The sequence below is a fragment of the Halobacterium sp. BOL4-2 genome, assembly GCF_016917835.2.
GTDB classification, from domain to species: Archaea; Halobacteriota; Halobacteria; order Halobacteriales; family Halobacteriaceae; genus Halobacterium; species Halobacterium salinarum.
Genome location: NZ_CP070335.2, coordinates 178,766 through 204,166 on the forward strand (window position 1 = coordinate 178,766; position 25,401 = coordinate 204,166).

General features: G+C 58.7%; 20 protein-coding genes and 3 pseudogenes. 10 read left to right on the forward strand and 13 right to left on the reverse strand.

Annotated elements, in window-relative coordinates; translation table 11 throughout:
* Positions 1–24 precede the first annotated feature (24 nt).
* On the reverse strand, positions 25–885 hold the full coding sequence (locus JRZ79_RS25170; protein WP_049892729.1) for an ABC transporter permease subunit: 861 nt from the start codon (positions 883–885) through the stop codon (positions 25–27).
* A gap of 59 nt (positions 886–944) precedes the next feature.
* Positions 945–2,078, reverse strand: a complete 1,134-nt coding sequence (locus JRZ79_RS25175; protein WP_012289662.1) for an extracellular solute-binding protein — start codon at positions 2,076–2,078, stop codon at positions 945–947.
* A 1,029-nt stretch (positions 2,079–3,107) separates the two neighbouring features.
* Between JRZ79_RS25175 and JRZ79_RS25180 the strand changes: the two genes are divergently transcribed.
* Entirely contained in the window at positions 3,108–4,214 is a 1,107-nt protein-coding gene (locus tag JRZ79_RS25180) for a helix-turn-helix domain-containing protein (RefSeq protein WP_231546376.1), read from the forward strand.
* Between the two features lie 356 nt (positions 4,215–4,570).
* On the opposite strand, the gene JRZ79_RS26165 is transcribed toward JRZ79_RS25180, so the two are convergent.
* From JRZ79_RS26165 to JRZ79_RS25210, 7 genes are all read right to left on the reverse strand, one after another.
* Positions 4,571–5,029 (reverse strand): hypothetical protein, encoded by a 459-nt coding sequence (locus tag JRZ79_RS26165; RefSeq protein WP_049892731.1) that lies wholly within the window; start codon positions 5,027–5,029, stop codon positions 4,571–4,573.
* A complete protein-coding gene (locus JRZ79_RS26170) occupies positions 5,029–5,853 on the reverse strand; it encodes an MFS transporter (RefSeq protein ID WP_012289666.1) in 825 nt (274 codons plus the stop codon). The genes JRZ79_RS26165 and JRZ79_RS26170 overlap by 1 nt, the downstream gene beginning before the upstream one ends.
* A gap of 89 nt (positions 5,854–5,942) precedes the next feature.
* Entirely contained in the window at positions 5,943–6,800 is an 858-nt protein-coding gene (locus tag JRZ79_RS25190; protein ID WP_012289667.1) for a helix-turn-helix domain-containing protein, read from the reverse strand.
* Positions 6,801–7,021: 221 nt separating this feature from the next.
* On the reverse strand, positions 7,022–7,666 hold the full coding sequence (locus JRZ79_RS25195) for a ribonuclease H-like domain-containing protein (RefSeq protein WP_012289668.1): 645 nt from the start codon (positions 7,664–7,666) through the stop codon (positions 7,022–7,024).
* Between the two features lie 90 nt (positions 7,667–7,756).
* Positions 7,757–10,189: a DEAD/DEAH box helicase gene (locus JRZ79_RS25200; protein WP_012289669.1), complete on the reverse strand. Its 2,433-nt coding sequence runs from the start codon at positions 10,187–10,189 to the stop codon at positions 7,757–7,759.
* A complete protein-coding gene (locus JRZ79_RS25205) occupies positions 10,186–11,211 on the reverse strand; it encodes a ribonuclease H-like domain-containing protein (RefSeq protein WP_231546377.1) in 1,026 nt (341 codons plus the stop codon). Before JRZ79_RS25205 ends, JRZ79_RS25200 begins: the two co-directional genes overlap by 4 nt.
* Before the next feature lie 114 nt (positions 11,212–11,325).
* Entirely contained in the window at positions 11,326–12,156 is an 831-nt protein-coding gene (locus JRZ79_RS25210) for an IS5 family transposase (RefSeq protein ID WP_136361703.1), read from the reverse strand.
* Positions 12,157–12,274: 118 nt separating this feature from the next.
* Here JRZ79_RS25210 and JRZ79_RS25215 point away from each other — a divergent pair.
* The 5 genes and pseudogenes from JRZ79_RS25215 (at position 12,275) to JRZ79_RS25235 (ending at position 16,725) form a co-directional block, all read left to right on the forward strand.
* Positions 12,275–13,009: pseudogene (locus tag JRZ79_RS25215) on the forward strand (AAA family ATPase).
* A gap of 358 nt (positions 13,010–13,367) precedes the next feature.
* Positions 13,368–14,042 (forward strand): helix-turn-helix domain-containing protein, encoded by a 675-nt coding sequence (locus tag JRZ79_RS25220; protein ID WP_205252860.1) that lies wholly within the window; start codon positions 13,368–13,370, stop codon positions 14,040–14,042.
* A 4-nt stretch (positions 14,043–14,046) separates the two neighbouring features.
* Entirely contained in the window at positions 14,047–14,733 is a 687-nt protein-coding gene (locus JRZ79_RS25225; protein ID WP_205252861.1) for a hypothetical protein, read from the forward strand.
* Positions 14,734–14,968: 235 nt separating this feature from the next.
* Positions 14,969–15,544, forward strand: a pseudogene (locus JRZ79_RS25230) (hypothetical protein); the annotation flags it as partial.
* 134 nt (positions 15,545–15,678) lie between these two features.
* Positions 15,679–16,725, forward strand: a complete 1,047-nt coding sequence (locus JRZ79_RS25235; RefSeq protein WP_205252862.1) for an RNA-guided endonuclease TnpB family protein — start codon at positions 15,679–15,681, stop codon at positions 16,723–16,725.
* A 246-nt stretch (positions 16,726–16,971) separates the two neighbouring features.
* Here the strand turns inward: JRZ79_RS25235 and JRZ79_RS25240 are convergent, their stop codons facing one another.
* Positions 16,972–17,316: a hypothetical protein gene (locus JRZ79_RS25240; protein ID WP_205252863.1), complete on the reverse strand. Its 345-nt coding sequence runs from the start codon at positions 17,314–17,316 to the stop codon at positions 16,972–16,974.
* 89 nt (positions 17,317–17,405) lie between these two features.
* The gene (locus JRZ79_RS25245) at positions 17,406–17,924 is read right to left on the reverse strand and encodes a transcriptional regulator (protein WP_205252864.1); all 519 of its coding nucleotides are present in this window, start codon (positions 17,922–17,924) and stop codon (positions 17,406–17,408) included.
* A 201-nt stretch (positions 17,925–18,125) separates the two neighbouring features.
* Between JRZ79_RS25245 and JRZ79_RS25250 the strand changes: the two genes are divergently transcribed.
* From JRZ79_RS25250 to JRZ79_RS25260, 3 genes are all read left to right on the forward strand, one after another.
* Positions 18,126–19,376: an RNA-guided endonuclease TnpB family protein gene (locus JRZ79_RS25250; protein WP_205252865.1), complete on the forward strand. Its 1,251-nt coding sequence runs from the start codon at positions 18,126–18,128 to the stop codon at positions 19,374–19,376.
* Between the two features lie 18 nt (positions 19,377–19,394).
* Complete coding sequence (locus JRZ79_RS25255) at positions 19,395–21,140, forward strand: type B DNA-directed DNA polymerase (RefSeq protein WP_231546378.1); 1,746 nt, start codon at positions 19,395–19,397, stop codon at positions 21,138–21,140.
* Between the two features lie 763 nt (positions 21,141–21,903).
* A complete protein-coding gene (locus JRZ79_RS25260) occupies positions 21,904–23,250 on the forward strand; it encodes an orc1/cdc6 family replication initiation protein (protein ID WP_205252866.1) in 1,347 nt (448 codons plus the stop codon).
* 468 nt (positions 23,251–23,718) lie between these two features.
* Here JRZ79_RS25260 and JRZ79_RS25265 read toward each other — a convergent pair whose 3' ends face one another.
* On the reverse strand, positions 23,719–24,042 hold the full coding sequence (locus JRZ79_RS25265) for a hypothetical protein (RefSeq protein ID WP_205252867.1): 324 nt from the start codon (positions 24,040–24,042) through the stop codon (positions 23,719–23,721).
* A gap of 138 nt (positions 24,043–24,180) precedes the next feature.
* Here JRZ79_RS25265 and JRZ79_RS25270 point away from each other — a divergent pair, with 138 nt between their 5' ends.
* The gene (locus JRZ79_RS25270; RefSeq protein WP_205252868.1) at positions 24,181–25,101 is read left to right on the forward strand and encodes a MarR family transcriptional regulator; all 921 of its coding nucleotides are present in this window, start codon (positions 24,181–24,183) and stop codon (positions 25,099–25,101) included.
* Here JRZ79_RS25270 and JRZ79_RS25275 read toward each other — a convergent pair.
* A pseudogene (locus tag JRZ79_RS25275) lies at positions 25,083–25,394 on the reverse strand (hypothetical protein); the annotation flags it as partial. The gene JRZ79_RS25270 and the pseudogene JRZ79_RS25275 sit on opposite strands and share 19 nt — an antisense overlap.
* Between the last annotated feature and the right edge of the window lie 7 nt (positions 25,395–25,401).

Below are 25,401 nucleotides of genomic sequence, written 5' to 3' on the forward strand. Positions count from 1 at the left end.
CGAACCGCCGAGACGGGGCAAGGCTCACAGCCCCACCTCCGCGTCGGTGTAGCGGAGCCCCAGCGCTGTGAACGCAAACGTGAACGCGAAGTATATCGTTGCCATCGCGCCGGCAACTTGAATGGTGTACCCCGAGCCGAGTTCCCGGGCGATCTGGAGTGTCCAGACAACGACCGCCTGAATGATGATCAGCGTCCCGAAAATCGCGAGTCCGGTCCGGAACGTGAGTATCAATGCCCCAGTGATCCCGGGCCGAATCTGGGGGAAGGTGACGTGCCGGAACGTCTGCCACGGGGTCGCGCCCAGGGATTGGGCCGCTTCCTCGGCCGCATGATCGATCTCAGCGTACGTGCCCCGTAGGATGAGTGTTGCCCGGGGAATCATCGAGTAACAGAACGCAACGAACAGTCCCGGTGTGCTCACAGCGATAGCGAGATCGATCGCATCCCGACCAGTAACCATCGCAACGATGTTCGTCACTAGCCCGTTGTTCCCCAACGTGACGAGAATCATGAACGCCGCGACAATGCCTGGAAGGCTGATCGGGAACGAGACCAGCGTGACGAGCAGGCTCTCACCGGGTAAGTCGTACTTTTCGAGTGCATGCGCGATGGGGATCGCCAGTCCAACCGATGCGAGCGTCGTCGCCCCAGACAGCCACAGCGAATTGACCGCGATGCCGCGATAGTACGGGTCCGAGGCAAGTGTCTCGTACGCCTGCAGCGAAAACCCGACGGACTGATACTGGTCGACGGAGACGCTGATACGGACGACCTCGGCCAGCGGATAAACACCAGCAACCACGAGCAGCGTGGCGAAAGGCGCACACAGTATCACAATCCGGCGGCGTTCCCGGTCGCGTTCAGTAGTTGGGTCGACCGCCATGTCGACACATCTCCGCAAACGTGAGCCGGCCGTGGTGGAGTGATCGTTGGATGCCGCCATCAGATGGTCGCGCCACGAGTGATCTCCTGGATGATCTCGTCTTGCTGCTCGACGAGCCGGTTGTAGTCCACCTGGAACTCTGTTCTGTCGTACTCCTCGCTGTCGATGAACTCGTCGGGCAACTCCAGCTCCGACGAGCGAATCGGCCGGACGTAGGCGTCGAGGAAGTGTTGCTGCCCTTCCAGTGAGAGGACGTAGTCCATGAACAGTTTCCCGGCTTCAGGGTTCGGGGCGTCTTCCAGCAGCGCGTAGCCGTAGGGCATGTTTATCGCCCCCTGGTTCCCGTTTTCACCTTCGAGGACCGTGACACCGACGTCCTCCTCGTCTATTCCGGTGTTGTTGTACTTGAGATTAAGTCCGGAGTAGTCGTACCGGATGAAGGTTGAGTACTCCCCACTGGAGAACTGTGCAAGGAAGTTGTCGGTGAACTCCGCCCCGCCGTTCTGTATCGTCTTGTAGTAGTCGATAACTGGCTGGCAGTCGTCCATTGAACCGCCGCGGGCGTTGTTGATCGAAAGTGCTGCCGCAAGACCGACTGCGGATTGGGGTGTCTGGAGCGCGAGATCCTGCATGATCTCGGGCTGGAGGAGGTCCGCCCAGGTTGTCGGCGCAGTGAGGCCGCGTTCCTCGTAGATGTCTTTCCGATAGGTGACCGCAGTCGTGACACGCCGTGTGGCGGTCACGTGGCCGTCGGCTGTCTTGAGTGAGTCCGGCACCATCTCCCATCCGTTCGGTTTGTAGGGCTGCGTGAAGCCGTCGTTTTTCGCAATGATCCCGTAAGTGTACCCGCCGTTGTATCCGGAGTGAGTCATGTCCCCGGAGTGGGATCGCATGTGCTGCAGTGCCTCGCCCGACGAGCGGTCGTCGTCGTGAACGGCGACACCGTACTTCGACTCGACGTTGTCCATGATTGTCGGCCAGTTCATCCACCCTGACTGCACGCAGTAGAAGTAGAGCATGTTTGGGAACGCAGACGCACTGATCTCCGTCTGAAAGTCGTCATGGCCGACAGTGTACATGCCAGCATCGGCCGAGCTATTCGCTCCGTCATCGCCGCCTGACGTGCAGCCGGCGAAGCCACTGAGGAGGGCTGTCGTGGATGCGCCGATGAACGACCTTCGAGTAGTTCGCATCAGTCGACATGTCCGAGTACAATCAAAAAACGGTTGCTAAGAGTAGTACGTGAGGTTCTGGACTGCCACCAACGCGTGTGTGTGAGTATAGTTGGCACCAGAGCCAGTCTGGTTGGGATACCGATTTCAGCCATAATCCGACGCTGAAGATTCATCGAGGGGGCAGTCACAGCCAAGCAAAGGCTTCACTGCAGAGGGTATCGACACCTGCCAGAACGTGTTTGTTGGTCTGAATTTGAGCGCCACCGCAGTCCCACGATTGTGGTTGGAGCCGAGTACGGGACAGCGTTCAGAAGCCACTCTTGCAGGCCAACGGAGGACAGAACGAGAACACGACAGAGGTCTGCCGGTCGGCTATCCACACGCTCACGACACTCAGACAGGCACCGACAGCCGTAGTCAGGTTTTTCCTCCACTAAGAATGTGAGATATAACTCTATGACACGCAAGCACTGACGATGATCGCTGCAGCAAGTGCCACGGCCAGTGCGTCTGTTATCGCATTCGATCCGCGCGTTCGTTGTTTTCGACGGTGACTCTTCGCTGACGACGCGGACCCGAACACCGTCTCGTCCCTCTCGTTGGCCCCGGTTGGTGAAAGTGCCTACAGAAGTGTGGCCGGCGACTCCAGTCAGAAGTCTGCGTGGACGTCGCCCCGTCTCCGTCGCCCGACTCATGTGAGATGGGGTTCTTCTTCGAAGAGCGCGCTGGCAGTCCCGATGTATGGACAGCCCGCCCCACACCAAACTGATCGCCAGGAATGTGCATCGGTACGGGCAGTGATACTGTCGGAATGTCGGAGTGGCTGGCTGCGTTGTCCCTCTGCCGTCCAGCGTTCAATGGCTGTTGAACCAATGCATACATCTAACCATACCCCGCTTCTTGACGGAGATGGCGAGAATGTCATTGCTCCCCTCTTCACGCTCGGAGTCTGACTCGTCCCAAGACGGGGCACTCCGGATTCTCGATGTCGACGATGATGAAGCAGACGCAGTGTTCGACGCACTCTCCTCGAAGACGACGCGAACAATGCTCTCGGAGTTGCATCGAACCCCACGAACGCCGGCTGAGCTCGCCGAAACGACGGATACGACGGTGCAAAACGCGATGTACCACCTCGAAAAGCTCGAAGACGTCGGTCTTGCCCGCGTTACGGAGACGGAGTACTCCTCGCGTGGAAAGGAGATGTGTGTGTATGCGCCCTCGGAGCACCCGGCTGTGGTGTTCATCGGCACCGACGACCGAAAATTGAGTTTGATCGCGAAGCTCAAGCAGTTCCTCGGCGCTGTTGGAGTGCTTGGCGTTCTCGCCCTCGCCATCGACCTACTCAAGACGGTCGAACAATCCGTCGGAAACCACGTAGTGAGCCCGCGCACCACCGTTTTCGCGGCAGCCACTACGTTCGTCACACTCGTCATCTCCAGTCGGTCAGCCAACGGTTCGGCAGCCGATCACGCCATCACTGAAATCAATCCAATGAAACGAAAGACCCTCCTGATGACAGTCGTCCTGCTCACCGGCATCTGTGTAATGCCGGTCGCTGTCGCGTACAGTCCCGCCGTCTCCGGCGAATACATAACTTTGACGGCACCCGCGTCAACGACTGCCTCCGCTGCGAATGCTGGCGTTCCGGATCTCGCTAACGAAACCGTTACGATCGTCGTTAGTGGTAGCAGTCCTACTGTTCGCGAAGCCGTTTCCCAGCAACTGGGGCAGTCGTTTCAAGATCGCGGTGCAACCATCGAACAGACGGACCGAATTCAGGACGTTTCCGGTAGCCTCTTTGCTGTCGAACTCGCGGACAGTCGTATTGATGCCGGACGGCTTACACTGACACCGTCCGCAAATCTGACGGCGTACTTCACGTACGTTGAGTCCGGAAACGCCACTGTTGCAAAGTCAGTTCTCACCCACGAACGAGTCTCGGATCGCGGCCCACCGATCTTCCGAACCGAATTGGAGGGACGGGCTGCCGTTGGTTCGATCTCGTTCGAACGTGGTGATGGCTGGATTGTCGATTCCTTGAACACGATCAAGCGTGGGGGTGTCAACCCTGCCGCGTTCAAGCAGGATGTTGGGACAGCGGTCGCGAACACGACGATGCGCAGGGCATTCGACGACCGCCTCTGGACGTAGCCCCTGCCGTCAGCCCACTCAGATTTCAAGACCCATCCAGCTCGGTGGATGCTCGACAAAGCCTGTTCCAAGCCACAACTGTGGGATGTAGATCGATCAGCTGCCTCGGCTCCTGCTCTAGGGCGATACGTCGAAATCCGAAGTGACAGACGGTACTCTGCCCGTCTGAAATTCGAGAACGGAGATACCTTTTATCGAGGACATAGTAATCATAGCTCCTGCATATCGGTTGCGATGAAGTCGTCCTGCGAGTGGGTTGTGATTCAACGCCGGGTTAAAATGGGTTGGTACGTGCTCCCGAATTGTGCGTTCTCCCCGGGTCAACCTCGTAGCACTCGTCGCAATCACCCTCCCGGTTAGAGCCCAAGCGCGGCTTCATCCGCGTCAACCACCGTTGGAAGTGACCGAATACGTGGGTGACTGAGATAGAACACCGCGAGCACAATGTGGGTGCCGCCGACAATGTAGAGCACCCCCTGGCTGGAGATTACATTAGCGGCAGCACCACCGACAAGCCCTCCCAGTGGCATCATGACTGAGGAAAGCGTTCTAGTGAGCGATGAAACCCGGCCGAGAAGTGAGTCGTCCACCGCAGACTGATACATCGAGCCGTATATCACATTGAACGCGCCAACGGGAAGCACGGCCCCGAACAGTAACGCCATGGTCGGGATCGAGCCGGGTATCATCACGGCGGCAATCCAGAACACACCCGCAGTGAGATTCGAGCCGACAGCGATTTGGCCGACTGTGTATCGTTCGATGTACGAAGCGACAGCAGCACCGGCTAGATTGCCGGCACCCATCGCGGCCATCAGAAATCCGTAGACAGATGGGCCCCGATCGAGTTTGCGAACGCAGGGAGGACGACGTTGACAGCCACTGAGACGAAGTTCCCGAGCATCATGCCGAGGAGAATAACGGAGAGTGCCGACCCTCTGACGTAAGCGATGCCGCCACGGAGGTCAGTGAGGTAGCTGTCGTCAGTGGTAGCGTCGTCACTGGCGCTGGACTGGTCGTCTGTGGTGTTCGTGGAGTTCGTGGTGGTGACGCCGAGGAAGAGGACGCCTGCGAGTACGAAGGTGGTGGCGTCAATGGCGAAGAGTGCGATTGCTCCGAGGGCGGATATTAGAACCCCGGCGACTGCGTTTGCTATCATACCGACGGTCCGGATCGACGTCGTGAACATGGAGTTCGCGCGAGTGAGTTGCTCGCTTCCGACTATTTTCGGAAGGGCTGCGTTCTGGGCGGGGTACACGAAGCCATTGATGAGATCGAGAATTGGCATGAGGATGAGAACCCACCAGACCGTGAGGTGGCCGAGTGTAGCGACGAGTGGGACGATGAGGACACCGAGTGCATTGGTCAGTTGTGTGCCGAGGAGGATCGGGCGGAGATCCCAGCGATCGATGAGTGGCCCAACGAGGAAGCTCAGGACGTTGGGGACTTGCAGGAGGGCAGCGGCGAGTCCCGTGTAGAACGTGGAGCCCGTGAGGTCGTACACGAGCCACATGGACCCGATATAATACAGGCTGTCCCCTGCGTCGGTTATTATTCGGCCGGCGAGTAGTCGGGCAAACGTTGTATTGGCCAGGAGATCGGAAAAACGGGTCTTAGTGAGTGGGAGTTGGAATGGCATGCACGAGAGGGGTGAGGTTTCATCGGGGGAAATACGTTAGCAGACACTCGTTTCTGTTACCTGAGTTAATTTAGTGTGGGTGGATGCACTCAACGACGCTCCTCGGCCACCACTTGCCCGGATTCGTCGACAACCAACGCAAGGACCTCCCCGTCGACAGCGTAGCTCACAGCCCCACGCCACGGGTCCCGAGAACGGATTCTCGCTGCTCCGCCTCCAATGAGCAACTGACTGTGCCACCAGTTTTCATGGAGGTTGATGTCGTGCTCGTAGAAAAAGGACACAACAGCGGGGTGATTCGCATAAGCCCACATGCCGGTCGCGGTTGCAGTGTTCATGCAGTCCACGCAGTCGGCCTGGAGCACGAACTCGTGGTTTTCGTACGCCACATCTGTCCGCCAAGAATGCTCCATGGGCCCCGCGCAGTTCGGACAGACACCGTTCGTGATCAGGAAAAACTTGGCTTGAATCCAGTACGACGCCGTCGAGACCAGCGCGCTCTCATCACGATCATCAACCGCCCCTGGGGGCAAATCAACCCGAGAGATCAAGTAGTCACACTCTGTGCACGTGATCCGGAACGCGGAATCGGAATACGACGCCGTGAGCTCCGTATCACACACCGCACACCTGAACCCCGCACCGTATTCGGGGACGCGTCTCTGTTTCGTATATGTGCCATCTAGAATGGCACCGACGACACTGCGACCGGCATAATTCAACGTATACCCGTCTTCCGTTTCTCGCACGAAGACGCCCCTGAGTTCCCCGAGGTGATAATTAAATTGGCCGCTGTCAGTGATTGCCGCTGTGTCTCGGAGCTCGGAGAACGACGCTGGCTCGTTGTCGAGTTCCCACAGGGCTTGGACGATACTGATCCTGATGTCATGACCCAACAATGCAAACGCGTCCTCAGGAGAGATCGCCTCAGTCGAAGCACCATCCATGCTCGTCTAAATGCGCATAAGTCAGCAGGAGTTATATTTACGGTCTACACTGACAGTGCACTTGGGTTCGGAGGCCGTGTCTCGTTGATGGGATCGACGGAGTGCACAGTGCGGGCGTACCCACAGTCACCTGCCCATGGATCGGAGTGTCGACCCGAGAGGGATCAGCTGCACAGAGTCAGTGAAGCGCCGACAGCGGACTGCGAGGAATGCAGTGGAGGCTACACGGCAGGGGTCAGGTGCCCGATGTCGTAGTAGTAGAGCAGGAGGTTCTTGTCGATGTCATCCCGGAGATACTCGTCGATCACCGCCCGGAGGTCCGCTGCGCGCTCCGGGTCGCGGCCGAGAGCATTCAGGTATGCGGGGCCGAGCTCCGCACCGAAGCGCGTGTTGGTGAGTTCGGCACCGTCCCAGAGCGTTGGCTCCGTTTCGTAACCGTACGCGCGTAGTGCCTCCTCCAGACTGGGCCACTTCTCGTTGCGCTGATCAGCCTTTGCCTTTCGGTCGTCGTGAAGCAGGTCGAGGTGGGTGGTCGGCGTATCGAGTGTCGGTCGAGACGTCTGGACGCCATGATGAGCAAGCCGGTCATCGCAGAAGCCGAAGTCGAAGTCACGACCGTTGAACGTCACAAGGAACTCCGCACTAGACTCGTCGAGGATGTCGTACGCCGCCTGCACGAGAGCGGGTTCATCGCGATCGACAGTACGATGCAGGATGTGGGTTTCAGCGCGCTCAACAGCCGTCGCCCGGTCGTGGACAGCGATCCCGATCGAGACGATTTCACCCTCGGTCGGGTCGTAATGCGTCGTCTCAATGTCGAAGCTCGCGATGTGCTGGTACTCTGGATCAGAGCGTGAGAGCTGCATCTACCCAGTTGTGGGAGAGGGCGTGCATAAATGTCTGGATGGCAGTGACTCTAGTTCAGTGACACAGCGGGCTCGCGTGGACCCCGTCGGTTAGTCTTCGTCACGCAACTGTGCCAAGGCAGCGTCCAGCAGCTCAGTGGCAGCGGTGCGATGGAGTGGTTCGTTTTGGTTCCCGCATTGACTGCTCATCAGGCAAGCGGGGCAACCGTCTGTCCGTCCGCAGTCACACTGGGCGATGCGTTCGCGGGTACGTTCCGCGACAGCTTCGAAGTTGTCGTAGATGCTGTGCGCGAACCCGACACCGCCCTCAACGGCATCGTGAATGAACCAGACGGGGGATTCGACCTCCGGATGGGCTAGTTGGGAGAGGCCGCCCAGATCGTCGTTATCGAGGCGTAGCTCTAGTGGGGACATCTTGATCATCCCGTGCTCGCCACCGTGAAGCCCACCAGCCAGCGTGTATTCGCACTCCCCGAGCGCCACGAAGTCGCTGTCTGCATCCGGGGTGAGGTAGTCGTTGGTCGGGACGGCCGCTCTCACGCGGTCGATAATACGGTCCGGGAACGAGATCCACATGAGTTGCGTTCGAATCGATATCGGCGGCAGGTCGATCGGCACCATCGGCTCCTCGACCGTCCCCTCAAACATATCGACGACGTTGTACGCGCTGTAATCGGTGACAACGCGCCCCACCCCAGCAGCTAGCTGATAGCCGTTCCCGAGGGATCGAGTCCGGTCGACCGACAGGTTATCGATCGTCTTCGTGTGGATGGCTTGCGTGTAGTTCCGCGTGTTCGTCGACTCGACTTCCACGTACGGCCGGTACGTATCCTCAACGACCGCTTGGACCTCGTACTGCTGGCCGTCATACACGACGATAGCCCCCGGGTGGTACTGGCGGTACACTCGTTCTTTGTCCAGTGGCTCCATATCGATCTCGCCGTCGGTTTGGCGAACCTCGTACTGCTCGCCCGAGGTCGTGTAAATCGAGATCTCGCTTTGGGGTCGCGCGGTCCCGCTGTACTGCGCGCCACGGTCGAGACTCCCGCCCATCTGGCCGGCATCCGCCCACATCTCGACCGCGCGTTCAAGCCGGTCCTCCGGTCCGAACCAGTCAGCGTCCGCACGAGTGAGCGGTCGCTCGGACGCGGCACACAGGACGTGTTGCGCGAACACGGGATTGTTTGAGAGGGTTACAACCGCGTCCTCGATGTTATCACCCAGCAGATACGCCGGGTTGTCCAGGATGTACTGGTCAACGCCATCAGTTTCGGGGACGTACACGGCGAGTGAGTTCGACGTGCCGCGGCCTGCGCGCCCGATACGCTGCCAGAACGACTGTCGCGTCCCGGGATACCCCGAGATGACCGTCGCGTCCATCGTCCCGATGTCGATACCCAGTTCGAGCGCGCTTGTCGACACGACCCCGTCGACCTCGCCGGCCCGCAGGGCGTTCTCGGTGGCTTCGCGCTTGCCCTGGCTCAGCCCCGCGTGATACGGCGCGTACTCGGTGTCGGTTCTCGACGCCGGATGCGCGGATGCGTTTTCGATCGCACGCTTCACACTGATCTCCGTTCCCTGCCGGGAGTCCGTGAACATCAGCGTCTGCATGTCGTGGTTCGTCAAGTGAGCGAGGACACTCGCGGCTTCGCTGGCCGTGCTCTTCCGCATTGCGGGCAACGGGGAGTCACCGACGGTGTCAACGACGTCGCCGTCGTCCTGGAGGGGCGGCTGCCAGAACGCGATCTCGCGTCGCCCATGCGGACTGCCGTCGTCGGCGATCACATCAAACGCCGCCCCAGTGAGCAGGCGCGCATGCTCGGCTGGGTTTCCGATCGTCGCGGTTGTACAGACGAGCTGTGGGTCGGCACCGTAGTGGTCGAGCAGCCGTCGAAGCCGCCGAATCACCCATGACACGTGCATTCCGTGAACGCCGGAGTACGTGTGTGCCTCGTCGATCACGACGAGCTCGCAGTTCGCAAAGACGGCGCGCCACTTCTGGTGGGCGTCCAAGTACTGATTGATGCCCGCGAAATTCGAGATCGGCACGTCGACCCGCTCGCGGATGATCTGTTTCCTGTCTTGGTCAGTGTCGCCGTCGTACGTCTCGGCTCGGGCGTCCACGCCGAGCTGATCGAACAGCCCATTCAGTGCCTCTTGTTGCCCGGCACTCAACGCCTTCGTCGGGTAAAGGAACAGCCCGCGGGCGTCGGGATTTTCCAGCTTTCGGAGCGCGAAATATAGGGCGTACACCCACGTTTTCCCCGAAGACGTGGACGTGGCGACGCTCACATTCGAGCCGTCCTTGAGCGTCCGTAGTGCTTCCGCCTGGTGTGTGTACAGGTCGTACTCCAGCTGCTCGGCTAGCACGTCCGGCAGCACCTCACCTGGGGGAACCGTGTCGGCGTCGCTGGCCGCCTGGACCGCAGTCTCCTGTAACTGCTGCTCGTACTCCGGGAACGACTCCGCAAGCGATTCAGCGTCCAGCACCGTGTTCGACGATCGAGTTGATTCGTTGCTCATCGTGAGAAGTCCGCAAGGGTTCCCTGTGTGCTCTCCGTGCCCGCTGACTGTGTGCTCTCGCCGGTTTGTGCCATCAGCGTCTCCGTGTCCGCGATGCGGTCGTAGACGTGGACGAGCGCTCGCACGTCGTCCTCGCAGTATCGCTTGTGGCGCTCCCACTCTAACTCCGTCTCCGGACCAGGGTTCTCGGCGTACCGTTGGAACCGACGCCCGACAGCCCGCCCAGTCAGTCCCGTCTCGCTGTCCTCCCAGCCGAGCGCTGATGCAACGTCCGCGAGCTTGTTCGTAATGCCCGGCAGTAACGCGTTGTTCTTCGTCACTGCCCAGTGGTAGAGGTCGAATTTAGCGGTGTTCGCCCACGTTTCGTTGTGTTCGGGACAGTGCTCGGCGACGTGCTCTTCGATGACCGGGAAGTCGAACTGCCAGCCGTTATACGCGACGATTGGTCTGTTCCGGCCGAATTCGGCAAGCCAGTCCATGAACGCGCGGAGCGCCGCTGCCGGTTTCTCCGGGTCAGTCTCGATGAACGGAATGAACCGGTCCCCGGACGCCCGGGTTACCACGCCAATGAGCCAGACCATCGTTGGATTCAGGCCGTCAGTCTCGATGTCAATGAATATCGGCTCGCGTGACGGAAGCGACTCGTCCGGCGCGACTCGGGCTTCGCGCTGCTCAACGACCTCGGCTGACTCGACGATCGTCCTCGCGGTTTTCTTCCCGATGCCGTCAAGCTGAGCGATTTCGTAGACTTCTGCCTGTGCCAAATCTGCCCGCGATCGAATCTCCGCGTTGTTGAGCAGCTCCGCGCGTCGGTGCCCGACGCCAGTGACGGTTTCAAGCCCGAAATCACTGAGCGTTCGCGTCTTCACCAGCACAACGCCGTTCTGCCGGAGTTCGAGATGTGCGACGCCCGCCGTGGGCGTGCCCTGTTGCTCGTTTGCGCCCGGCATCACGCCCTGCACCGAGATCCCAGCCCACTCCCCGCGGTACGATGGGTTCGCACCCGTCGTCAGATGTACCACTTCATCACCGGCCCCATCTAGTGCGTCTTGGTACGCTGATAGCCCGCTAAGCTCCGTTTCGAGCGCCGTGAGATTGATCGAAAGGGCGTGTTTAGACGCTCACAATCGTGCGGTTTAGCGGCTGAGCGCGGCTTCGATATTTTTGACAGCAGCTTTGAGCGCGAGTTCACGGAATTGCCCGAACCAGGTTCGCGCTCGCAGCGTATCGCCGAAGCGGCGTTTCAGCGTGCGAATAACTGACTCGACGACGGATCTGCGGTGGTAGGTTTCGTCGTCGAGTCTGGCGTTGTGAGCGGCGTCCAGCGACGAAAATTCACGATGTTTGATCACTGGTCTCACGCCCGCTTCCCTTAGATTTCCGCGTAATTCGTCCCAGTCGTAGCCTTTGTCGGCGGTGATCGTTTCGATTCGGTCAAGATTTCGTGTGAGCACCTGTTCGCCGATCTGCGTATCGTGTGGTCGTTTCATCGAACAGTGTATATCTAGAATTGTACTCGTATCGCAGTCAACGAGAACCGTCGTTTTGACCGCGCTGAACGTGTAATTCGTCCGTTTAGCGTAACGACGACTCGCTCCGCGCCGATCGAATCCGGTTGCGTCGATCGCCTGAATCTCGCCGGTATCGTGGAGCTCCGCCGACAGCTGCAAAAGTCGCCGCCAGATCGACATTTTCAGCTCCTGCATCCGCGAACAGACGGTGGAATAATCGGGCAGTTCAGTCGGTTCTAGGCCGAGAATTCGACTGATTTGCGGCATCTCGTACAGCACGTCCAGCAGCCGCCGGTACGGAAGATCAAGATACGTTTTGAGGCCGTGAATCGAGACGATCACCCAGTCCGCGTAGCCGTCTTCACCGCGTCGTAACGCGGGTTTCGGGGTTCCGACGACGGCTTTTTGAGCGAGCGAAACAACGCGACTAGTGAAGCGGGCTAGCTTCGTTGGCACAACCGAACCTACCCGCTTCACTTCCTAGTAAGTTGGACATTTAGCGACAGCTACTAGGAAGGCAACACTAGTCCGTGAGTCGCTAAGCAACCCGGTTCCGGGCGTCTAAACACACCCGATGATTCGCGATGCTCGCGTTCCTCGGGCCAGACTCGTCTCTCGGGAAGTCGAGCATCGCGACGCCGAAGTCAACCACCTCTCCAGCGTCCTCGAACCAATCACGAACGGGGAATCCGCCGACACGGCTATTGTTACCGGACCTAGCGGAGCGGGGAAGGCCTATATGTCGCAATTCGTCACTGAACGCCTGCGTGAAAAAGTGCTCGACATCGAGGCCACCTACGTCAACTGCTAGCGTAACTACACCCGATTCCGGCCGCTCTACCAGATTCTCGACGACCTCGGCGCCACCATCGACATCCACCGCCAGTCGACGCCGCACGACGAACTCGTCGACCGACTCCAACAGCACGACGGCCCGCGAACAGTCGTTATCCTCGATGAGGTCGACCAACTCGAAGACCCCAGCGTCATCTACGACCTTCACAGCCTCCCACAGTTCGCGATTATCTGCATCGCGAACAAGGAAGAGGAGCTGTTCGGTCGCGTCGACGATCGTCTCGTGAGTCGACTGCGATCCAGCGAGCACGTCCGGATGGACAAGTACCACGACGAGGACGTCATCACCGACGACCAGCTCTATTCCCAGAAGATCGATGACTCACGGACGAATCGGACTGTTCGGGCGTATTTGTCAAAGATGAATTAAGACAATCTCCTAGAAGCAGACGGAGCCAGCCGAAATCAGGAATACACGGCCATCGACCAGCCATCTCCTACGCTCGTTGAGTAGGTGGCTAAGGAACTGATAGGTCCCATTTTGTTGAGCCGAAAAGGCATCTCCATACTTTATTTCTGTGAGCGCAAAGGGCCAGCTACGTCGGTTCGAGAACAGAGCGCAGTTGCTGCGCCATATCTCTGAGGAGACCGGCACAGACATCGATACGCTTTGGGACGAGTACGAAGCCCAGATCGAGTAGTCATGTCAGCTTCATCTCACGGCTGAAGCCGTGGGCCTTCGTCTTGAAATCCAGTAAGTATCTCTACACCTAGCCGCCTGGGCGGAAGACCTATCTATTAGTATCGCTATAGAGATAACTGCAAACGAGCCCGACAGACAGGGAAGAGGCTACACAACAATGATCGAGTTAATGGATGCCACCGCGGCGAAAATTGTTTTAGCAGCCCAGCGTGGCGATTCTATCAACCGCATCGCAAGCAAGGTCGATGTCTCGTACTCGTGGGTGTACGACTGGGTTGAGCGATTAGATGACACAGAAGTTATCGCTAATACCGATAATGGAATCCAGATCGTCGACCACGAGATGCGCCAGCAGTACGCCGAGATGATGGCTGCGTTGTACAGCCGCGACACCATCTCTCAGGAGGACGCGTACATTATTCCACACTTCGCCAGAATGGAGTTCGCGTACACCGAAATCGACGCGGCATACGTCTGGACACACGGCGGCTACCAGATCGCGCGGAGCCACGACGACTATCCGGTGTTCATCGAAGTGCATGACCGTGACGTCGAACGGTGGATTGCGTTTTTCCAGCAGTTTGGCATCGAAACGACGATCGACGAGCGCCCGGACGCCAACGATGTTGACGGGAACGTTCACTACGTGTTATTCCCGAAGACCGGCGATATCGACGCCGAATGGGTCGACGGCAACCCCGTCATCCCGTCGGACGATGCCGTCAGCCAGATGATGGAGAATCGCCCGGCGTACGAGCCCGCCTTAGAGATCATCGCCAACGAGTACGATAGAGACATCGATGCGGCACACCACAGTACGATGAGTGCGAACGAACAGAGATGATGGGATGAGTCTGCCCGAGCGACAATCCGAGCTGATTGACACGCATCGCGCGGTCCAAGATGCCGAACTGCCGTATGTTCTCGTTGGCGGTTGGGCAGTGTCCGCGTTCCAAACACGGTTCACGACCGATATCGACACCGTAGTCCCGGATACTGCACTCGACGACTACGATACCCTCCTTCGTGACCGCGGATACAAGAAACAGTTCGAACAGGACGTCTCGAACGAGTACGACGGACGAATGATTCAGTACACAAAGGAGGTCGGAGCGAACGCCGTCAAGTTCGAGGCACTCGTGGATTCGATGGGGTGTCGACAGACGGACGCAGAGTGGTCATACCGCTATCTGCACGAACACAGCACTATTGAATCACTCGACGTGGCCGAAGACCTCAACGGGCGAATCCCGGAACCAGCCCTTCTGTTCGCAATGAAACTCCACAGCGGGCGAAAGGCCGATACCCGTGACCTCGTCGTGACTAGCTTGCGTGCGGATTTCGACCGCATTGAGCGACACGTCCACCGTGGCGACCCGGAGAAGCTCGATAAACAAGTCGAGATGGTCCTGAATCGACTCGAAGAGGATGGGTTCGAAGACTCATTCAAGGGTGTCTTCCAACAAGAGGAACTGCCAGCAGACGCGGTTGACAACCTTGTTTCGTTCCTGGCCGAGCAGCGGAACAGACTGTAATATATTAACCAACAGACTCCGCGGAAAATCAGTTTGTTGGTTAAACCGTCTATAGGGATTGAACGCGGTTCTGGAAACGTTCTCGGAAGCAGTCCAACATTCGCAGAAACCCAGGCAGTGCGCATGGGTCATTCCGTGGCTCAAGGCTTCCCTGAAACGCGGAAGCGCCACGCCGCGGCTTATCGGGAACGTAGACAACTAATCGGGTATGGGAGAACACTAACCATCGAATCGATTGGCGGTGGACCAGCCGACGCGGGGTGCTGACCGTAATCGGTCCCTTGCTGACCAAGCTGATCCAGCTACGGACGAGATGCTGCTGCCACAGCTCGACGACGGCATCACGCTGCTCGACGTCGAGGGAGGCCGCGGCGTCCCGATCCTGCAGTCGCTCGTGCTCGACCATCTCCTCCTGCACGACGGGCCCGCCTTCTGGGTCGACGCAAATGGTCACGCGACGACGACGACACTCGCCCAGATCGCGCCCAGTCAACGGTTGCTCAACCGGATTCACGTCGCCCGCGGATTCACCGCCTACCAGCACTACGGCACCGTCTGTGATCTTCCAACGGCAGTGAACAAGTCGATCCGGACGTCCACCGCCGATTCCGGGGCGGCCGGTCGAGGGCCACCAAGTCGCGACGAGGACACGTCACCCCACACGCCCGCCCTCATCGTTGCGCCGACCGTCGACGCCCAGTACCGCGCCGACGATACCCTCGGCGAAACCCACGCGAAAACCCTCCAAGCCCGAACCCTCGCCCGGTTGGCGACCTACGCCGATGGGTACGACGCCCCGGAGCTCGTTACAGCGGTAGCGAGGCGAAAGCCCACCCGTAAACGGGAGGAATGAAGCCGACAACTTGGATTCAAAGCAGCGGGCATCGGCCCCACCTGATATTCCCACGTTTTAATACTCTTTGGGCATCTATTACAGTTGTAATCGTGGTCACGACGGCCGTCACCACGACGTTCCACAACCCGTCCCGAGAACGCCGGAGAGAGTGGCAACGCGCCACTCACTTGTACCGCGATACCAAGCAATTCTGTATCGACGGGTGGAAAAACGGTGACTTCGGGATGAGTGTGACCACGGCCAGCATCGACAACCCACTCTACTCGGCTATCCAAAATCAGGCCATCCGCGAAGCCAAGTCTGACTACAAGAAGGACGGCATCGTGGAGTACCACGCCAGCCAACCGTTCGCGGTCAACAACCAGAACTGGGAGATTGACCGCACCGAAAACGGGTCGGTAGTCGTCGGATTCCCGTGCATCTCGGGATGGTGGTACACGCCCATCGACGTGTACGACGACATAGCCGACGACGTGGCCCGGCTCGTGGACAGTGAAGCCGACAAGTCCCGGTTACAGGTGTACCGTCGCGGCAACGACTGGTACTGTACGTTCACCGTCGAGTACGATGCCGAAACAGGCGACGAAACGGCTATCGGCGTGGACATTGGTCACAACCACTTGCTTGCGGCTGACGCCGACACAGGCGAGTCGATGCTGGTGTCCGGTCGTGAGGCGAAATACGTCCGGCACAAATATCGTTCCCTACGCGAGTCGCTCCAAGAAGCGGGTGCGCTTCGCGCACGCAACCGCGTGGGTAACAAAGAGAAGCGCCGGATTCGTGACCTCAATCACAAAGCCTCCCGTCGCCTCATCGACTGGGCCGCCCAGTTCGAGAACCCTGTGTTGAAAATCGAGGACTTGGAAGGCATTAGAGAGGGGAGTGACTGGCGTGGTGTTCACTCGTGGCACTTTCACCAGTTACAGGAGTTCATCACCTACAAAGCCGAACGAGCCGGGGTTCGCGTCGAAGAAGTCGATCCGTTCGAAACGAGTCAACGCTGTTCGGTCTGTGGTGCTGACGGAACACGCGACAGTGACTACTTTTCGTGTCCCGAGTGCGACCGTGGTCGTCACGCCGATTTGAACGCCGCCGAGAACATCCGTCAACGGGAGGGAGAACCATGCACGGCCTAACAGTTCAGCTGAGGCGACCCGTGCGGCCTCGTGGACTGAACACTCCACCGTCTGCTTCGCAGACGCCCGGCGTGACCGGGGAGGAAGGCCGCTTTGACCCGGCTGTACGCGCTAGAAAGCACGTCCGGGGTCGTAACCGGACGGTGACCGCTGACGCGGGACGCGAAAGCGTACCTCACCGCCGAGGACACGCGCAACCTGAATATCCCCTTCGGGGAATCCCATCCCTTTAGGGGTGGGAGGATGTCAATGCCGTTCCCACAGAGTTTTGATCCGTTCTTCGACGTAATTGAGGGCAAGGCGGCAGACGTCACGATGGTCTTGAGGCCACTGTGCGTCTTCTGCGTCGGCGCGACTTGCGTCCGGCGGCGGATGGAAGTGGTCTCGTTCGTTGTGACTGCTGGGGTGGCGGTCCCAGCGACACTTCCACACGCTCTCTTGGCGCTCTTCTTGATAGTGAACGGTGAAGTCGTCGTTGCGATACCATCGAATCTCGAACCGAGCAGACACATCACCCGGGTAGTAATCACCGGCGAGTTCGACACGGAGATACAGCTTCCCCTCCTCGACGAGGTCCACTGCTTCGAACATCCGACGGCCAGCGAATCGAGACTGTGTCCGCTCCAACACCGCACGGTCCAGTGGCGCGGGACTCGCGCCGTCGTCGGCCGGTACCATCGTCAGCCGTGGGAGGGCGCTGTGGAGCTAGTCGCCTTCTGGCGGGCGCGCTCATGGAGCCGGCGCTCCTCAATTACGGTCGCCCAGTCCCCGAGGTCCGCATACACGTCGTCAACGCGCTCGGCGTCGAATTCGAGAACATCAACGTCACCGGGCGAGTCAGCGTCGTACTCCTCGCGGTATGCTTCGATTTGGTCGGTGAGATCCGAGACCCGAGCCTGGAGTTCTTCGACGGTGTGTACGTTCGCCAACTCATTCACTCGCCGCCACTCGAAGTAGTCGTCGTTGCGCTCGTACCGAGCTGGACGACCATCGTGGTGGATAACGATGCCAAGGTCAGCGTAAAAGGACAGATGCGTCCGTGCGGACTCTTCGGAGCAGTCTGCACGCTCGGCGATCTCGGCGGCCGTCATCGGCTCTCGTGCATGGAGGACCGCGCCGTACACGCGCTGTTTCGTGTCCTCGCCTTCGAATGGTCGGTCGAATGACGGCGGGCCGTCGCGACGGGCGTCATCTGACATACTTCGACCAACGGACTAAGACCACATATTTCTTTCTCTGGCCAAAATATATTTTTTCTTGCTGTCTTCTACGAGGAGAGAATCCCGCCGTTTACGGCGGGCGTAAATCCGACAACGAAGACACCAACCACCGTCGATAACAAGACTGGATATTCAACGCTAATCCACATTATTAAGTCAGTTTGTGCACATAGACTATGTATGGCGATTCAAGCCACTCGAACCTACGTTGGTTCCATCAAGAACCACCAGCAGGTACGTGAAGGGCTTGACTCGCTCGGTGATTCCGCCTCGAAGATCTGGAACGTCGCACGATGGACAGCCGACCGAATCTGGAACCAGACCGGAGAAATTCCAGATGAAGGGACGCTGAAATCCTACATGAAGAACCAGTCGTGCTGGAAAGACTTGAACGCACAATCCAGTCAGAAAGTCATCGAAGAACTTTCCGACGCTTTCCAGTCATGGTTCGACCAGCGACAGAAAGACCCGGAGGCGAATCCGCCCAGCTACCGCAAACACGACGACACCCGACCCAAGAGTACAGTCACATTCAAAGAAGATGGGTTCAAACACAACCCCAAAAACAGCCGCGTGCGCCTCTCAAAGGGAACGAATCTGAAAGACCACCGTTCAGATTTCATTCTCTGCGAGTACCAGGCTCGCCCCGACGTTGACCTCTCAGAAGTCAACAAAGTGCAGAACGTTCGAGCAGTCTGGACAGGTGAGGAGTGGGAGCTACACTTCGTCTGCAAAGTCAGCCTCGAAACCAACGACACAGCAGGCGACGAAGTGGCTGGAATCGACCTTGGAATCACGAACATCGCCACGGTCGCGTTCCCCGATGAATACGTTCTCTACCCCGGCAACGCCCTCAAAGAAGACAAACACTACTTCACCCAAGCCGAGTACGACACCGAGGGAGAGGGCGGCCCGTCGAAGCAGTCGACGTGGGCACGTCGGAAACTCGCAGACCGCGAAACCCACTTCTACCACGCGCTTACGGACACAATCATCACCGAATGTGTTGAACGCGGTGTGGGCAGGCTCGCGGTGAGTTGGCCTGAGGACGTGCGAGAGTCTGATTGGGGGAAAACCGGCAATAAGAAGCTTCACTCGTGGGCGTTTGACCGTATCTACCAGTACCTCGAATATAAGGGAGAGTTGCGGGGAGTGGAGGTGCTGAAGGAGAACGAGTGGAATACATCGAAGACGTGTTCAGGGTGTGGTAACAATACGAAGTCAAACCGTGTCGAACGTGGATTGTACGTCTGCTCGTCATGCGATTTAGTCGGGAATGCGGATTGTAATGGGGCGGAGAATATGCGCCAGAAGATAACTCCAAGTCCTCATGGTGAGGATAGGAGTAACGGCTGTGTGGCACAGCCATCGACACGCTTGTTCGACCGCGAGAGTGGGACGTTCAAAGCAAGAGAACAAGTGGTGTCGTAGACCAGCAAATATCCCAACTTGTGGTACGGGAAGCCTCGCCGTTTACGGAGAGGAGGATGTCACGGGGAGCTGTCCGTCGCCGGCAACACCGTCACCGGGTCGTCGACGGATCTCCTGACCACCGTCCAAGGGGCGCTCGACACACACGATCCGGACGTCCTGGTCTGCTCGACGAGCGAGATCGTCCCGACCCTCCACGAGATGGCGACGGCCGCCGGCGTCGACGACTTCTCGCTCAGTCGGTGGCCGGACGTAGACTACCAGCAGCTTGCGAGCCGGTCGACGTACTCGAGCTACGGCCGCGTTGGCCACTCGCCGGCGCGGTACAACGTGCCCGGCCGGGCGATCATCGACGAGTCGAACACGTTCTTCTACGGGGAGACGAACCTCGACGGCGTCCTCGACCTCGTGTCGCGCTCGAAAAAGCCCGTTCAGGAGCTTGCGTGGGCGTCGATCGGGAACGTGCTCACGGCGATTCAGATCTGCGAGGCCAACGACCGCGGCGTTCTCGTGCCGTGGAACTCCTGGCGCCACGAGTTCTACAAGCCGATGGAGACGCTTCACGACGCCGACCGCGGCGGCTTCATTTTCGCGCCCGAGGTCGGCCTCCACGAGAACGTCCACGAACTCGACTTCTCGAGCCTGTATCCGAACATCATCTGTACCCGGAACGTTTCGCCGGACGTCATCCGGTGTGATTGCCACAGCGACCACGACGACGTCCCCGGCCTCGGGTACTCGATCTGTGACGACCGGGGCTACCTCGTCGACGTCCTCCAGCCGATCATCGACGCCCGCGACGATATCAAGGCGGCCATCCGTCGCGAACAGGACCGAGATGACCCCGACGAGGATCGACTGGCAGAACTCGAGGGGCGGTCGGGAGCGCTGAAGTGGATCCTCGTCGCCTGCTTTGGCTATCAGGGGTTCAGCAACGCGAAATTCGGCCGCATCGAGTGCCACGAAGCGATCAACGCGTTCGCTCGGGAGATTCTACTGACGGCGAAACAGCGGCTGGAAGCAGGCGGCTGGCGGGTCGTTCATGGCATCGTCGACTCCATCTGGGTGACCCCGGACCCCGACGACGATGACCGCGAAAACCTCGAGGCCCTCGCGACGGAGATCACAGAGCGCGTCGAGATTCGGCTCGAACACGAAGCCCACTACGACTGGGTGGCGTTCGTGCCGCAGCGCGAGAGTGACGCCGGCGCGCTGACGAAGTACTTCGGGAAGGTCGCCGGCGACGACGACTTCAAGATCAGAGGCATCGAAGCCCGACAGCGATCGACCCCGCAGTTCATCGAGGACGTCCAGCGGGACTGTCTCGAACGGCTCGACGCGACTCGATCTCCGGACGCTGTCCTCGACTGTCTCCAAGACGCAATCAAGCGCCTCCACGCTGGAACGGTGCGGGTCGAGCAGCTCGTCGAACGGAATCGTGTCTCGAAACCACTCGAGGGATACACGCAAAACACCCAGAACGTGGCGGCGCTAAAGCGGGCTCGCGAGCAGGATCTCGCTGTCCACCCAGGACAGGACCTCGAGTACGTCGTCGTCGACGACGAGAAGAGCTCGCGAGAGCGGGTCGCGTTGGCTCACGAGGAGATCGAGTCGTACGATGCGTCGTACTACGAGATACAACTCGTCAGAGCTGTCGAGAGCGTGCTGTCACCGCTCGGCTGGGATCGGACGGAGATTCGTCGGGAGCTCGCCGAGACTCGGGTGCCGGAGCTGACGGCGTTCGCGAACACGGGGAATGATTAACCAACACGAGAGTCGTTCGAGGCGGTTTGATGGTTAATCACGATCCCCACAAGGTCGAACCCCCACACCCCGTGTGCGAGATGAATTTGACGAGAGGGTAGGTCGGAGTGAATCACTCGGTGAACGCGGGATTCAACCAGAGAGCACGCGAGATGCCGTAGAACAGACGATGACATCCAACCACAAGGTGGCAAGGTAACGATCGTATCACGAAACGTACTGTTTCGTTTCGACCGACTCTAGTTCTAGTGCGACTTTGGTTGACAGAGTGGCTATGTAAAGGTTTCCCTGAAACAAAACTAATCTCGATATTGTTGTCCTTGGGTTCTCTCCTCCGTGATATCGTGGATTTCTGGTGTCTCGTGGTTTCTCTCCTCGACTACCCCCTCCCGTCGTCTTCCCGATTTCATCTCGCACACGGGGTGTGGGGGTGACCTACCGGCAAGATCTCGTCCCACGCGAGTTTGTCGAGGGATATGTTCGGAACTATCCCGAGAGAGACTACGTCTGATGTTTCATCTTGTACACGGGGGGTGCCTCCATCGAGCTCCTCTGAACTGTCTCGGCATCGACGGCTGTTCGATGGGCCTTCCGAGATTTCATATCGCACACGGGGGGCTATTACGACCAATTGATTTCGCCCGCGGTTACAGCGTTCTACTGATCACCCTTATCTAAACGAACTCTATCGACTGAATTCGACTGATTTAACCTCGCACACGGTACCCATATTTATTTATAGTTTCGACCTAACTGCGCAAATATGGCTGACGGCGACGATCAACAATCTCTCTCACAATCTATCAAAGGTCGTCTTCAGGAGGGTGTTCAGAACTCTGTTTTTCGAGATAAGGGACTTCTCGACCCGGATGCCGTCATCGACGAAGACCGGATCGTCGGTCGTGATGACCAACTGGACGACATCATCACCTACCTACGGCCGGCACTGCAGGGGAATCGCCCACCCAATATGCTCCTCTATGGGCCGTCGGGAACCGGGAAGTCACTCATCATCAATGCGGTCTGCCAGCAGGTTCTCGAACTCGCGAACTCGCAGGGAGATCGGTTCGGCGTCATCAAAACAAACTGCCAGACGATCAAATCCCACGACCGGGCTGTCTATCGCCTCGTGAAGAACGCGGCCGAAGAGGCTGGCGTTGACATCGGTGTTCCCGAGAGTGGGATCTCGACTGACCAGAAGCTCGATCGGTTCTACGAGATTCTGAGCAACAATTTCGACTCGGTCATCATCATCCTTGACGAGGTTGATCTCCTGGTGGGACGGCAACGCGATCCGAACGACGAGCCGGCGTATTCGAAGCTGCTCTACCAGCTATCGCGAGCGTCCCAGCTGGGTCGCATTGAAGGCCATGTGTCCGTCGCCGCGCTCACGAACGATCCCCGATTCATGGAGGATCTCGACGGCCGGGCGGAGAGTTCATTCAATCCGCAGGATGTCGTTTTCCCCGACTACGACGCGAATCAGCTACAGGCGATTCTCGAACGCCGTCGCGACGCGTTCCAGGACGATGTTCTCGAGGACGGAATCATTCCGCTCAGTGCCGCATTCGCGGCCCAGGATCACGGCGACGCACGGAAGGCAATCGATCTGTTCCGGAAGGCGGGTGAAATAGCCGACCGAGGAGGAGAAGATACGATTCGTGAAGAGCACGTTCGCGACGCCCAGAAAGAAGCCGAGCGGGACCGGACGCTGACCCAGATGCAGGGCCTCTCGACGCAAAAGAAGCTCTCGCTCTACGCCACCGCGATTGTCCCCGTTTATTCGCAGCGCAACCTGAACGCTGTCCCCAGTACGGTTGCCTACCGAGTGTACCAGTACCTCACCGATCTCCTGGATGCCGATGAAAAATCGCGCGACTCCTATCTACGATATATGAACGAAGCCGAGACCTACAATTTCGTCACGTCGGAAAAGCGGGGGCGCGGCTACGGCAGTGGCGTTCACAAGGAGTACACCTTCGTCGACGATCCAGAGGTGGTCGCCGAAACCCTCCAGACCGACTTCCGACTCGAGGATGCAGAACACGAAGAGGATCTCGTAAAATCCGTTGTCAACGCACAAATAGACGATTTCTTCGAAGGGCACTGACGCGAAGAGTCCCCGACGCCGGGACCGAATTCATTTCGCACACGGGGGGTGGTTCCGGGGTGTGTGTTGTTAGAATGACTAGATATGTCTGACAACAGTACGCAAGATTTCATATCGCACACGGGGTGTCCTCCTTCGACTCATCAGTCAATTCATCTCTCACGCGGGGTCTCCCTCGAGGTGAGGCCGAAATCATCTCGCACACGGGGGGTATTGCCTCGACGCCGTCGGTGAATTCACTTCGCACACGGGGGGTGTGGTTCTGGAAGCTATCAGTGAATACACTCGTGACGAGGGGTGTGTTGTTCTTGGAGCATAAGGAACTGACCCGAATAATCTACATCCTACTGTTACCGCTTCTACCCCGCCTTAACAGTGGTATTTCACTCTTGATGAGGGGTGTATATACCTCCTATTCTCGCTTCAACCGATCACGATTATCCGAAATTGACTCATAAATGTCAGTGGTTATTCGTCGGGATTCACGGGGCTCTTATATTTTGACTTGACCTTCTCTCCTTCTCTCCACTGCCAGTAGTAGTAGCGATTGTCGTTGATCTCCTTGATCGTGATCGTCGCTTTGGCAGGGACGTCGTCCGGAAGATCGTCTGGTCGCTCTTCGACCTCCTCTTGACCTGCCGACTCCTCGAGACGGGCCTCTCGTTCCTTGTGCTCGGCGAGCGCTTCAGCGTACGAAGCAACGTCTCGGAGGCGCTCCGGGTCTGACTTGTTGAGCGTGTTGACGATCTCCGTCGGGAGGTTCGCCGGTGGGGTCGGGGGTTCGTAGGACATCGGCTGCTCTCGTGTTAACCAACACAACCCGCGACTCCATAGTTTTGTTGGTTAAGTCGGTGGAGACGGTTCTCGCACCGGCTGGCTGTAACACTACTCGAAACTTCTTTATATAGTAGTTTCGTACTATGTTACACCGTGCTCCGGCGCATCGAACTCGAGGTCCTCGCCACGGTCGACCGCGGCGACACGATCTCCGAACTCGCGACGAAGCTCGACCACAGCGAGAGTTATCTCTCCCGTGCCGTCCGTGACCTCGTCGAGAAAGGTCTCGTCTACACGGAACGCGATGGCCGTCGAAAACGAGTCGTCCCGTCGGATGCTCGCGCCGTCGAACGCTATCGGGACCTCGTCCGCCAGCACGCCCACATCGAGTTCCCCGAGCTGCTGACCGGAAAGGCACTCGAGGTGCTGTCCTACCTCGACCAGCCGCGAACCGTCTCCGAGATCGCCGACCGGAGCGACAACTACCGCAACACGGTCAACCGCGTCCTCAAGCGGTTTCGCGACCGTGGTCTCGTCGGGACGGCCGACGGCCGCTATGACTTCAACGCCGATTTCGACCGCCTCCACGAGTTCGCCCGGGAACTCGCACACCGTCTGCATCGCCACCGCCTCGAAGCCGTTGCCCAGAAGGGCACGATTCTCTGGGAGGGCTACGACGAATTCCTTGCCCAGACCGAAACGGAAATCGACGCGGAGGCGTTCCACGAAACGGGGCTCGCCCGATTCGCGGCCTTCGACCTCCAGTTCCTGCTCACCGGTCACCGCTACTACGTCTACTCCGAGGACCTCGACGCAGTCTCGCCGGCGGAGCTCTGCTGTCACACGCTGTTAATCGACGACGGCAGCCGCCACCGATCGTACTGTCTCCTTCTGCTCAGCCACGTCGACGTCGATGAGGCGGATCTCCGCAAGCAGGCGGCGAAGTATGGCCTCGACGACGACATCGACGCTTTGCTCCGCTACCTCGAGACGCACGGTGAGGTCGATGATGCCCGGCTCCCGGCGTGGGACGAGTTCCAGGAGTTGGCGGCTGACTACAAAATCGAATCCTGATCGAGTGCTAATTTGGAACGAAATTTCGGGAGATACGTTTCTTCCGGACGGGGGGCCTTCTCGTACTTGGCCATCTTTTCGGGCTTGTCTGAGATGGTGTCGTAGATCTGCGGGAGGGTCTCCTCTGCGGCGAGCAGGTTGTGCTCTTCCAGGAACTCCCGCCCCTCCGCCGTGAGGCCGTAGAATTTCCAGGGGAAGCCCTGCCGGCGCTGATCGTCATCCAGAGCAACCTCCTTAACAATGCCGGCGTCGATGAGCTTCTGGACGTGCTTGTAGACGGTCGCGTCGCTCACGCGTCCG

Excerpts from the sequence above, each read along its gene's own strand:
- JRZ79_RS25170 (WP_049892729.1), bottom strand. The coding sequence starts at position 885 with ATGGCGGTCGACCCAACTACTGAACGCGACCGGGAACGCCGCCGGATT.
- JRZ79_RS25175 (WP_012289662.1), bottom strand. The coding sequence starts at position 2,078 with ATGCGAACTACTCGAAGGTCGTTCATCGGCGCATCCACGACAGCCCTC.
- JRZ79_RS25180 (WP_231546376.1), top strand. The coding sequence starts at position 3,108 with ATGCTCTCGGAGTTGCATCGAACCCCACGAACGCCGGCTGAGCTCGCC.
- JRZ79_RS26165 (WP_049892731.1), bottom strand. The coding sequence starts at position 5,029 with ATGGCCGCGATGGGTGCCGGCAATCTAGCCGGTGCTGCTGTCGCTTCG.
- JRZ79_RS26170 (WP_012289666.1), bottom strand. The coding sequence starts at position 5,853 with ATGCCATTCCAACTCCCACTCACTAAGACCCGTTTTTCCGATCTCCTG.
- JRZ79_RS25190 (WP_012289667.1), bottom strand. The coding sequence starts at position 6,800 with ATGGATGGTGCTTCGACTGAGGCGATCTCTCCTGAGGACGCGTTTGCA.
- JRZ79_RS25195 (WP_012289668.1), bottom strand. The coding sequence starts at position 7,666 with ATGCAGCTCTCACGCTCTGATCCAGAGTACCAGCACATCGCGAGCTTC.
- JRZ79_RS25200 (WP_012289669.1), bottom strand. The coding sequence starts at position 10,189 with ATGAGCAACGAATCAACTCGATCGTCGAACACGGTGCTGGACGCTGAA.
- JRZ79_RS25220 (WP_205252860.1), top strand. The coding sequence starts at position 13,368 with ATGGATGCCACCGCGGCGAAAATTGTTTTAGCAGCCCAGCGTGGCGAT.
- JRZ79_RS25225 (WP_205252861.1), top strand. The coding sequence starts at position 14,047 with ATGAGTCTGCCCGAGCGACAATCCGAGCTGATTGACACGCATCGCGCG.
- JRZ79_RS25240 (WP_205252863.1), bottom strand. The coding sequence starts at position 17,316 with ATGTTCGAAGCAGTGGACCTCGTCGAGGAGGGGAAGCTGTATCTCCGT.
- JRZ79_RS25245 (WP_205252864.1), bottom strand. The coding sequence starts at position 17,924 with ATGTCAGATGACGCCCGTCGCGACGGCCCGCCGTCATTCGACCGACCA.
- JRZ79_RS25250 (WP_205252865.1), top strand. The coding sequence starts at position 18,126 with ATGGCGATTCAAGCCACTCGAACCTACGTTGGTTCCATCAAGAACCAC.
- JRZ79_RS25260 (WP_205252866.1), top strand. The coding sequence starts at position 21,904 with ATGGCTGACGGCGACGATCAACAATCTCTCTCACAATCTATCAAAGGT.
- JRZ79_RS25265 (WP_205252867.1), bottom strand. The coding sequence starts at position 24,042 with ATGTCCTACGAACCCCCGACCCCACCGGCGAACCTCCCGACGGAGATC.